Annotated in this window: 8 protein-coding genes; 2 read left to right on the top strand and 6 right to left on the bottom strand. The window is 56.6% G+C overall.

Translation table 11 applies throughout. From position 1 onward, the window contains the following. Nucleotides 1–129: 129 nt before the first annotated feature. Nucleotides 130–552, top strand: coding sequence for a response regulator (locus tag NTA49_RS16925; protein ID WP_258295992.1), 423 nt, complete (start codon nucleotides 130–132; stop codon nucleotides 550–552). A gap of 376 nt (nucleotides 553–928) precedes the next feature. On the opposite strand, the gene NTA49_RS16920 is transcribed toward NTA49_RS16925, so the two are convergent. Beyond that, entirely contained in the window at nucleotides 929–2,314 is a 1,386-nt protein-coding gene (locus tag NTA49_RS16920; RefSeq protein ID WP_258295991.1) for a transposase, read from the bottom strand. Nucleotides 2,315–2,797: 483 nt separating this feature from the next. Here NTA49_RS16920 and NTA49_RS16915 point away from each other — a divergent pair, with 483 nt between their 5' ends. Beyond that, nucleotides 2,798–4,372 (top strand): hypothetical protein, encoded by a 1,575-nt coding sequence (locus NTA49_RS16915; protein ID WP_258295990.1) that lies wholly within the window; start codon nucleotides 2,798–2,800, stop codon nucleotides 4,370–4,372. 160 nt (nucleotides 4,373–4,532) lie between these two features. Here NTA49_RS16915 and NTA49_RS16910 read toward each other — a convergent pair whose 3' ends face one another. From NTA49_RS16910 to NTA49_RS16890, 5 genes are all read right to left on the bottom strand, one after another. Beyond that, nucleotides 4,533–5,825: a TRAP transporter large permease gene (locus tag NTA49_RS16910; protein ID WP_258295989.1), complete on the bottom strand. Its 1,293-nt coding sequence runs from the start codon at nucleotides 5,823–5,825 to the stop codon at nucleotides 4,533–4,535. After that, entirely contained in the window at nucleotides 5,822–6,370 is a 549-nt protein-coding gene (locus NTA49_RS16905) for a TRAP transporter small permease (RefSeq protein ID WP_258295988.1), read from the bottom strand. Before NTA49_RS16905 ends, NTA49_RS16910 begins: the two co-directional genes overlap by 4 nt. A gap of 89 nt (nucleotides 6,371–6,459) precedes the next feature. Then, a complete protein-coding gene (locus tag NTA49_RS16900) occupies nucleotides 6,460–7,476 on the bottom strand; it encodes a TRAP transporter substrate-binding protein (protein WP_258295987.1) in 1,017 nt (338 codons plus the stop codon). 198 nt (nucleotides 7,477–7,674) lie between these two features. Continuing rightward, nucleotides 7,675–9,039 (bottom strand): IS5 family transposase, encoded by a 1,365-nt coding sequence (locus NTA49_RS16895; protein ID WP_258295993.1) that lies wholly within the window; start codon nucleotides 9,037–9,039, stop codon nucleotides 7,675–7,677. An 811-nt stretch (nucleotides 9,040–9,850) separates the two neighbouring features. Next, nucleotides 9,851–10,444 (bottom strand): DJ-1/PfpI family protein, encoded by a 594-nt coding sequence (locus NTA49_RS16890; RefSeq protein WP_258295986.1) that lies wholly within the window; start codon nucleotides 10,442–10,444, stop codon nucleotides 9,851–9,853. Nucleotides 10,445–10,511: the final 67 nt, after the last annotated feature.

The raw sequence follows: 10,511 nt of genomic DNA, 5'->3' as shown, positions 1-10,511 counted from the left end.
TTGCGGATAACGGAACAAGCCCGACTGCCGATCGTTTGGAGAGTAAGTCACCGTCGACGGGTCTCGGACAACGTTTGATTGAGGGGATGGCATCGCAATTGAGCGGAACAACCGAGTTAGACAGAACAAATGGCTGGCGGACACGAATCCTTTTCCCCGAATGAGAGACCCGCTGCGCTGAAAGTGCTGGTGATCGAGGACAACATCTTCATCGCGCTGGACCTTGAGGGGCAGCTTGATGAATTGGGGCATGAGGTCGTCGGCATCGCTGCAACAGCGACAAAGGCCATCGAGATGTCACGCGAGTTCCTCCCTGACCTTGCAATTGTCGACCTTCAGCTTGCCGATGGAAGCCGTGGGCAGGATGCCGCGATGGTGCTTCGTGCAGAGATGGACATTCGGTGCATCATCGTCAGCGGTAGCCTGCACCAGGTGACCGATGAGGAGAGGGCGGCAATCCGTCCGCTGGCGATGCTTTCGAAGCCTTTGCTTGCGGGTGAGCTTGGCCGCGTGATCAAAACCATCTCGGACAATCCGAAGGACCAGGGGTAACCGCGAATTACCGACGATTGATCAAGACTTGCTTTAGCACAGCGACAGGCTGCAAGGGTGGCAAACCAGTCTGCCGTAAGGCGCGATGTTTCTTCTCAGGATGCTGGGAAGTCGCAACGATAAACCGGGTCTTCGGTGCTATCTGCCGAAGTCGGCGTCAATGCCAACAGCATTCGTCGCGGGGACTTCGGGGCAGCCCCACTGCGCTGTAGCATCGGGAATGCCTTCGGAATAACGGCGATGTCTGCTTCCAAGGACGCATTAGCGCTCTCTCGCTCGTGCGGCGAATGTCCGCATTCCGCCGATTTTGTGGAAAAACTAACGTTTGCGATTGCAGAAATAGCTGCTCGAAATTCAGCGCGAGCGCCTTTCTTTATCAGGCTTTACGCGTTTGCTGCGATGCAGGAAAGATCTTAGCCAGTTTACGGAGGTTTTGGGCGGTTGCGGCGAGCAGGAATTCGTCATTTACACCGCATGGGCCACGTAATCGAAGTCGGCTCAGGCCGAGAATACGTTTGAGATGAGCGAAGAGCATTTCGACCTTCTTCCTGAGCTTCATCGCGATCGCGCATTCATCCGTTTTGGCCAGATCCCTGGCAACTTGACGGGCATCTTCGTGTTCTTCACGCGTGATCGATCTGGCGTCGGCATTGGGGCAGCACTTCGGCTTGGATGGGCAAACCTGACAGATCAGCTTCAGCGCACGATACTTCGCAGTGCCTTTGCCCGTCGGACCCCGGTTCGGATCGGAATAATTCCGGCGGAACTGCTTGAGCGCGTGCCCCTCGGGGCAGATGTATTGGTCGTTCTGCGCATCCCAGTCGAAATCTGTGCGTGTCCAGGTCCCATCGGGTCGTCCGGCCTTGTCGATCACCGGGATGTAAGGATCGATCTTGCGTTCCACGAGCCAGCCGAGCATTGGGCCTGAACCATAGGCTGTGTCGGCGATCATCCAGTCAGGGACCAGGCCGAATTTGTCTTTCACCCGCGTCAGCATGGTTTTTGTCGACCCAACCTCGGCTTGCCGGATGGAGCGGGTGGGTTCCACATCCAAGATGACACCGTGATCCGTGTCGATGAGATAATTGTCGGAATAGCTAAAGAAAGCAGGGCCTTTACGGGCTGCTGTCCACTGACTGGCGGGATCAGAATGCGAGGTAAACTTGGGCTGCACCTCGCTGGCCGCGCCAAATGCGACCTTGTCCAGCGTGTCGAGATACTCGCGCACGGCGCGGGGCGCGTCAGCCGGATCGATGTGCGTTGCGTCCCAGTCTTCCTTCGGCGTGGAGTTCTGCTTGTTGGCATCGGCTTCGATCAGGCTGGCATCAATCGCCATGCGCTGGCCGCTGACCAGACCTTCGGCGATGCAACGCGCGACAGTCGTCTCAAACAGGTGGCGCAGCAGTTCGCTGTCGCGAAAGCGCCCATGCCGGTTCTTGGAAAACGTTGAGTGATCCGGGACCCGGTCGCTCAGATCGAGGCGACAAAACCAGCGATACCCGAGGTTAAGATGAACCTCTTCGCAGAGCCGCCGCTCTGACCGGATGCCGAAACAATATCCGACCAGAAGCATTCGGATCAGCAACTCGGGACCGACCGAGGCTCGGCCTGTGTGACTGTAGAACTCCGCCAGATGGGCGCGGATACTGCTCAAGTCGACAAACCGGTCGATGGATCGCAGGAAGTGATCCGTGGGGATGTGATCCTCGAGCGAGAACTCGTAAAACAGCGCCGGTTGCGCTTCCTGCCTCGGTCCCATCATCGCCGATCCTCCCCTAAATTACAGGAATTGAATCAGCAGTTCAGCCCTCAATCAAGAAAAAGTTTTTCAACAAAATAAGCCCATCCTGTAGAGAATCAACGTATTTCTGGCGCAGAATTTAGGCTCTTATGGTGGGCGCGCACTCCTTTCCTGTCTGGCTTTGCGCCCTTGTTGCGGTGCGGTAAAGATCTTTGCTGCAGCCCATTCCTCTTTGGGCGTCGCGTTCTGCTTATTTACGTCTGCCTCGATTAGGCTCGCATCAACTGCCGTCCGCTGGCCGCTGACGATAGGGTCTTTTGTCTCACTTTTGGTGTCGGTTCCATGTCGGCCGCTTAAATCTTGAAAATTCATATACAAAACAATGCACTAATGACGAGGTGTCGGTCTGCGCCGCGCAACAGAAATTTTCCTGCCTTTCCTTGATTTCCGCGATAATACAGTTCGTCCGATCTCCTCTTCAGTCACAAAACTGAGGAGCCTCACATGACCAAAAAGACCCTGAAATCAACCACGGCGGAACACGTCGTCATGTCCGAAATGCGTGTGCGCACGGGTAAGGGAAGCCGACTGCTGACACAGGCAGAAATCCAGGACCTCGTGCAAATGTTCGCAGCCAAGGTCCCTGACCGGGACTTCGACATCTTGTCTTTGGCACCAGAGGGCAGCCTGCTCAGAATGGTAGCGCGCCACTTCCAGAAATCTGACATCTCTTATGCCCTGCCGATCATGCATACCATCATGCTGGCGGCATCTCGGCTCACCCAATCCGGTGCCTACTTGGAGGTGCACGGGATTGGGCGGATCTTGCCCACACTCTGGTCGATCTGCCTGGCGGAGTCTGGAAGTGCTAAGACTTTGGCTTCCGACGAGATCACCGAGGTTTTCTCCGACGGCGACGCCGCCCCGGTAAAAATGCTGCCCGACGCTGGGTCCGATGCACAGTGGATAATTGAGATCGAAGAGCACAATGGATCATTTTGGTTTCAGGATGAGGTTGGCAAGCGCGTCAACGCGATCCTACACCAGAAGCATTGGGCAAGACTGAAGCCGTGGATGCTCAACGCCTATTCTTATCAGGAGATCGGTAACCGATTAAAAGGCGAAAAGCAGAAGCTAACGGTCGAAAACCCTCATTTCACCTTCTTGGGCCTCTCGGTATTTTCAACATGGAAAAACGACATCGATGCGTCGAGTATGTTCGACGGATTTTGCCAACGGTTCAACTACGCGTTGGCCTCTAAACGGACCGACACGAGCATGTACGACCATTTCCTGTACTTCGCCTACGATGGGGTCGAAGAGTCCCGCACACGACTCAAAGCCTCATGGGACGCCTTATGCCACCAGCCAAACGCATTCGGGGCTTATACCCTCAACGATGACGTAATACCGTATCTCGAGAACTGGTGGAGTGAACTTCGCAATACCGTGGGCAAAAGCGGCCTGCCGGATTCATTCGTGCGACGCATCGGGTTTTCGATCATGCGTTATCTGTTGGTTCTGCAGTTTCTGCTTGGCAAAGCCCGCCATCCCATCGACCTTGAAACAACGATTTTGGCCACGAAGTTCGCCGACTATCACATGCAGTCCGCGCTGAAGATTATTCAGGACTACAATCAGGCGGGTGCGGGTCAAGTTCAACGCGTCGTCGAGATTCATGAGGGGATGAGTGAACGCGGCGAAGTTCCAACGCCCCGCAACATCTCACGCAAATTGAGCAAAGCGCAGCGAGCTGATCTGCCAACGGATCTGATCCGACAGATCGTAACGGTTCTCGACAAGCTTGAGAGCCAGTCGGATTTGTTCGATCTGGATGATGACATCAAGGTCAAGACTGCGGCGATGTTAGAACGCCGGGGGCAGATTTTCGAGCGGCTCGCTCTGAACGAGCGCAAGCGCAATGAGCGCCGCTTGCGACAACTCCGTGAGGCCCGCGAGGGTAAAATGTCACGCGGGACAATCAATGATGTCGCTGCCGATCATGATGGAGACAACGTCGTGCTTATGGGTCGCCACCGGGCATACGAAAATTTCGATCCGATCGACAGGACCGGCTAAGCGAAAAAGTGGCCCTCCACATTTTGGAGGGTCCCTCCTTTTCCCTATGTCAAAGCTCTTGTAGGCCGAGATTTACAAAAAGCGTATCCGGTAGGACACGAGGCCCAGAAGGCTCTCGGGTACAGCTGCGTCGGAGGTACACTGCGTTGCGCAGCGCATGTCACATCATCCCCGACGGCAGTGCCAAAACGATGGCAGGGAAGGCGATGAGCAACAACAATCGCAATAAGTCGACCACGACAAACGGCAGCACCCCCTTGAAGATTCGTGGCAAAGCCACGTCGCGCGCGACCGAATTGATTACAAAGACGTTCATGCCGACCGGCGGGGTGATAAGACCCAGTTCAACCGTCATGACGATGATAACCCCGAACCAGATCGGATCGAAACCAAGCTCAAGGATCACCGGAAAGACGATCGGTACCATCAGGATAATCATCGCCATGGCGTCCAGAAAACAGCCCATGACAAAGAACATCAACATGATAAGCAACAGCGTACCATAGCGGCCAAAGCCCAGGTCCAGCAAATATTGCGTCAGTTCCTGCGGCACCTGCGTGACGGCAAGGAAATAGCCGAACAGCGTCGCCCCGATGAGGATTACATATATCGCCACAGAGGTGCGCAGGGCCTCCACCAGGCTGTCGAGCAAGCCAGAGATTGACAACCGTCCGCGCGCCATACCGATGACAGCGGTCAGAAAAGCACCCGCCGCCGCGGCCTCAGTGGCGGTGACGATACCAAAATAGATCGACACGATCACGGCGATGAACAACAGACAGACTGCCCAGATGCCACGTAAAGATTTGATCGCCTCCATCGCCGAAAAACGCTCGCCTGCGGGCAGGGCGCGACCATACCAGATGCGCACGGTTAGCATATACATGACTATCGCCAAAATCCCCGGCACGATGCCCGCGATGAACAAAACGCCGATATCCTGTTCAGTGATGAAGCCGTAGATGGCCAGGACGATTGATGGCGGGATCAGGATGCCCAGCGTGCCGCCCGCCGCGATAATGCCGGTCGATGCGTCGTCCGGGTAACCCGCATTGCGCATCTCGGGATGGGCAATCTTGGTCATCGTGGCAGCCGTGGCGACGGACGATCCGCAAATCGCTGCAAAGCCCGCGCAGGCTCCGATGGTCGCCATGCCAAGCCCACCGCGCAGGCCCCCCAACCATGCACGCCCCGCGCGGAAAAGTTCGGTGGACATGCCCGAATTGGTGGCCAGCACCCCCATCAGCACGAAGAACGGAATCAACGTCAGGTTAAAATCGGTAATCGTGCTGATTGGGGATTGCGCCAGCAGGTTCAGCGCCGGGCCCGCACCCACGACCATGCCAAAACCGCCAATGCCGATAATCCCCATGGCGATGCCGATCGGCACCCGCAGAAGCATAAGCAGCAACAGGGCAGCAAAGCCGCCGATCGCGATTACGTCATTGCTCATGGTGTCGGCCCACTATGTTTAATCAAGTCCTCGACGCTGTCGAATTCGCCAAGGTCCGCGTCATGCCGCGCGACCAGCCACAGCCGCACGGTGGTGGTAAACAGCGCCGCGACCAACCCCAGCCAGATGGCCAGGATGAACGGCCAATGCGGAAAGCGTGTCTCCATGGTGGCGTCGCCGTTGGCTATACTACTTTGCAACCGCTCAAAAATCTTCCAGCTCAGCAGGCAGGTAAAGACCAGCAGAACAGTCCACGCAAACAAATTGATTGCCTTGCGCATACCGCCCTTGAGCATATGTGCCAGCAAGTCGACCTTGATGTGGTTGCCGTGAAAGCCAAGGCTCGCAATCCCCCAGGCAATCGCCACGCCAAGCACCAGCCGTGACAGATCAAAGGCGTCAGGCACAGGGCTTGCAAAGCCATAACGCCCCACTGCCGAGATCACGATCGACACCGTCACCAAACCAAGCAGAATGGCCGCGATACGTTCGATGTAATGGATTATCCTGACGACGACCGTGCCGCCGCGTCTGTCATTTTGCATGATGGACCACGCTTACCGAGAGAAGGCATCAAGAGGCGCCTGCGCCGCCGAAAAGGGCCGCGCAGGGTCCGGTTCAAAACTCCGTGCGATCAGTACCGCGCGTCGTTCGCTTCCAGTGCTTTGATGTAGCCGTCATAGATGGCATCCGCGTCGCCACCCTTCGCGGCGACGGCTTCGCGCCACTCGGCAATCAGTGGCTCAGCGGCGGCTCGCCATGCGGCGATCTCTTCGTCCGTCGGGACGTTGAGCACCTGTTCAGGGTCCGCAATCAGCTTCTCACGCGCAGCCATGTCGTCGTCGAACCAGCCCTGCGCCACGACGCTGGATTGCTCAGGCGTACAGTGTGCGTCAATGACCGCCTTGTTCTCATCCGACAGCGCATCATAGCTGGCAGGGTTTATTAGCAGCGTCTGCGCGGACATGTAGAACGGCATATCGAGGTGCTGCTGCACTTCGTCCGTTAGCTTGAAGTCATACATCGACCCCCAAGGGAAGGTCACGGCCTCCGCCACACCGCGCGACAGCGCTTCGCGGACTTCGGGGGCGGGAACCTGCACGGGTGCCCCGCCCAGAAGGCTGACAAACCGTGCCATCGTGGCATGTGCAGGCCGGATGGTTTTGCCGCTAATCTCTTCGGGCTTGGTGATCTTGACCTTGGAATGCAGCGCGCCCGGTGCGTGCGGATGGATAAAGCACAGCTTCACATCCGGCATTTCCGCAGGGGCGCCGAATTCCGCGTACCATTCGTGGATCGCCTTCGCGCCACGCACGGAATCGCTGACCATAAAGGGCACTTCGGTCAGCGCGTAGATTGGGAACCGCCCGGCGGTGTATCCGGGGTTAACCCACGCCATATCAACGATACCCTGTGCGGCCATGTCATAATGATCCGGGGCTTTGCCCATTTGCTGCGCCGGGAAAATCTTGATCTCGATGCGCCCGTCGGACGCGGCCTCCACTGCCTTAGCCCAGGGCTCAATCCCTTCGGCGGCGGGCGCGATCCCGGCGGGGATCCAATGTGACAGCCGTAACGTGACCTCCTGCGCATGAAGCGCCATGGGGGTAGCGGCAACGAGCGCGCAAAGCGCGAGACTGATTTTGTTCATGAGTTCCTCCCTAAATGTCGAAACTGATTTCGACATCACATGATTGTTTTATATCAAGCATTGTTCAAGAGGGTAAAATCTATTGTCGCGAATAGGGCATTGCCGCCCCCGAATATGCTGTCATCAAACGCACCGCTCAAGGCAAAAGCAAACGAGTGATCACACGCTGCCTAAAACGTCGACCCTGAACAACGTGATTCAGGCTGCAGCGGCTATATATGAACCCTGATTTCCGGCGATGATGCCCCTCGTTGTTTGCATGGCGGTGAGGATTTCTGCGAGCAGATAGGCAAAAAGAGACCTCAGGTGGTTCAGGATCTTTCGGATATTGTGGCCGCAACCGCACAGGACGGCGAAGATGGCATCACCGCGCAGGCCCTTGAGGGGGCATCTTGCCAGGCGTCCGTCGGTCTTCATGTGTCCGATCTCGGGTTCTATGGCGCTGCGTCGTCGGAGAAGCTTTTTCAGTGTGGGCGTCAGGCCGCGCCTGGAACCTGAGATCAGAACACGGGTCTTTTCCACACCGTGGCCACGATAGCCGCGATCGACAACGGCCAGTGCCGGACGCTGATCCGTCAGGATTTCCACCTGCTCCAAAGCTTCTGACAGCGTGTGCCCGTCATAAGGGTTGCCGGGCAGCGCACGCATGCCCACCACGAAGCCTTCCTTGATCGTCGTGGCAATACTGACCTTGGTGCCAAATTCGTACCGGACCCGGGCCTTGCCCTTGGAGATGCAGTCGACGTCAGGTTCATGCAGGGCATAGATTTTACCGCTGCCCTTTGCGGGCTGGTGCAGCAGCCGCGAGACCAGGACCAAGGTGTCGAGGACAGTTTCGCGCAATGCGCCGGCCGGTATCAGACCGAGTTGCCGACGCAGATCACGCATCACACGGCCAGTGTATCCCTTCAATGTCCTCAAGGCTTTGCGCATACGCTTGAACTGTCGCGCATGTGCATACCGCCCGACCTGAGCAGCCAGAGAGGGCGCCTTGCGCGCATAGGTTTGGCGCAGCTTGATCCCGGCCTCCTGGGCCAGGGCGACGATCCTGGCGCGGGCTTTCTCAAAGAGGCGAGCATCGGTCGGATAGGCGATGTTCTTTTCCATAACGGTGGTATCGATGGAGACCTGCGACAGACTTTCATCCTTTACGACGCCACCGGCGCGGCCTGCCTCGATCGTCTTGGTCAGCAGCCATTCGGCCCCCTCATCTCCGATCCGGTCGCGCCAGCGGCTCAAGGAAGACGGATGGATCGGAGCACGGTGTTGGAAGAAGGTTTCTCCAGTGAAGTGTTGGAAGTACGGGTTCTCAACCCAGCGATCGACCACGGCCTCATCGGACAACCGATGCAGATGTTGCAGGTACATCAGACCGGCCACCAGTCGCGGTGGCGTGGCAGGCCGCCCCGTTGTCGACGGAAAGAACCCGGCCCATTCTTGATCAAAGAACTCCCAGTCGATCAGCGCAGCCAGTTTTACCAGCTCATGACGCATGTCGATCAGATCCACGAGGCGCGGGCGCAGCAGATCTTCTTGTTCACGGGTGCGATTACGGTGCTTCATGGCCAGACCAATTTGCAGGGTTTTCAACGCGATATTATGAAACGCTGCAGAAAAGGCTACCGAAATCACCTCTTAATCATTCACTATCGACGGCTTGGATGTTGTTCAGGGCGGACTAAAACGCTACATCGTTCGCGAAATCTATCGTGAACTTCCGCTGCCAAATACCCCATCAATGCTCATTGACAAACATAGGAGCATCAGAGGGCTAACCCAGCGGAGCTTATTGTGAACTAAAGCCCTCTCTCTACGAAATAGTGGTCAATGTCGTCACCGGACAATTGACGGAAAAGCCACCAGGGGTTGCGCTATATATAGGGGATCCGAGATTTCTTTACGAAACCTTGCTCCGATTCCGCGAGAACCTGCCATATACGGGCTGGGCGTTGGGCGCGGCTTGAACGTCATCTCTCTTTTTGCAGCATGTCGTCGCGCAGGGGCACGGCTTGTCGTTCGATCATCCGGCGTACGGCACGTGGTTGATGAAAATTGCCAGAGTGGTTTCCATCGAACGTTTCCAGACCGAAGCCCAGCTTCAATCTCCGATAGCTGGGTGATTAACCCTGAGGACCGCCAACATGCGCCGCTGGTGTTGCGGCGTGTCCCAATAAAAAATTGGCCGCTTCGGCCAACCCCAAAAGAGCGACACCAATAGGTGTGGTGATCGACACACGCATCTTGGCGATATCTTCTGCCAGTTTTCATTGTGATCGGCGATCAGTACGATATTTTGTCAAAGGCTCGCTACAACGCGCATAAAAGATCAGCCGCAAACGGGCGCGGCTGATCTTTTTCATTAGATCTGCTGAAATCAAGTATGCCGGATTTCCGTTCCAAGTACCTTCAGACATTCGCGCATAAAAGCGGCCAACGCAGTCCAGCCTTTGGCCGAAACCATGGTACCGTCCACATAGGCTTCTTTTGGGTCCGCGTCGTAATAGATGCCGCCCACTGCAGTCACCTCGGGCGCGCAGGCACCGAGACCAGCAACGGTCTTGCCCTTCAGCACTCCCGGTACGGCCATCAGGATCTGTACACCGTGGCAAATTGTGAAGATCGGCTTTTTCTCGTCATGAAAGTGCTTCACCATCTTCTGAATGCGCGGATCGGTGCGGATGTACTCCGGACCGCGACCACCGGCGGCATAGACCGCATCATAGCTGTCCAGCTCGGCCTCGGCTTCAGAAAAGGTCTTGTTGATCTCCGCGTTGTGGCCCGGTTTCTCGGTATATGTCTGGTGGCCTTCGAAGTCGTGCAGGGACGTGGCGATCGTGTCGCCTGCGCTCTTGTCCGGGCAGACGACGTGCACGGTGTGGCCCACCGCTTCCATCCCCTGCTGGTAGACGTAAATTTCGTACTCCTCGGTGAATTCACCGCAAAGCATGAGGATTTTCTTGCCTGGCATTATAGGTCTCCGAATAGGTTGATAGGAAAAGCCCAGCCGCGTGTTGATGCGGCTGGACCGATGGACT

Origin of the sequence: Pseudosulfitobacter koreensis, from assembly GCF_024733015.1 — a bacterium.
GTDB lineage: Bacteria > Pseudomonadota > Alphaproteobacteria > Rhodobacterales > Rhodobacteraceae > Pseudosulfitobacter > Pseudosulfitobacter koreensis.
The sequence above is the reverse complement of the archived record's forward strand: the minus strand, read 5'-3'. Positions and strand labels throughout refer to the sequence as shown.

Excerpts from the sequence above, each read along its gene's own strand:
- NTA49_RS16925 (WP_258295992.1), top strand. The coding sequence starts at position 130 with ATGGCTGGCGGACACGAATCCTTTTCCCCGAATGAGAGACCCGCTGCG.
- NTA49_RS16920 (WP_258295991.1), bottom strand. The coding sequence starts at position 2,314 with ATGATGGGACCGAGGCAGGAAGCGCAACCGGCGCTGTTTTACGAGTTC.
- NTA49_RS16915 (WP_258295990.1), top strand. The coding sequence starts at position 2,798 with ATGACCAAAAAGACCCTGAAATCAACCACGGCGGAACACGTCGTCATG.
- NTA49_RS16910 (WP_258295989.1), bottom strand. The coding sequence starts at position 5,825 with ATGAGCAATGACGTAATCGCGATCGGCGGCTTTGCTGCCCTGTTGCTG.
- NTA49_RS16905 (WP_258295988.1), bottom strand. The coding sequence starts at position 6,370 with ATGCAAAATGACAGACGCGGCGGCACGGTCGTCGTCAGGATAATCCAT.
- NTA49_RS16900 (WP_258295987.1), bottom strand. The coding sequence starts at position 7,476 with ATGAACAAAATCAGTCTCGCGCTTTGCGCGCTCGTTGCCGCTACCCCC.
- NTA49_RS16895 (WP_258295993.1), bottom strand. The coding sequence starts at position 9,039 with ATGAAGCACCGTAATCGCACCCGTGAACAAGAAGATCTGCTGCGCCCG.
- NTA49_RS16890 (WP_258295986.1), bottom strand. The coding sequence starts at position 10,444 with ATGCCAGGCAAGAAAATCCTCATGCTTTGCGGTGAATTCACCGAGGAG.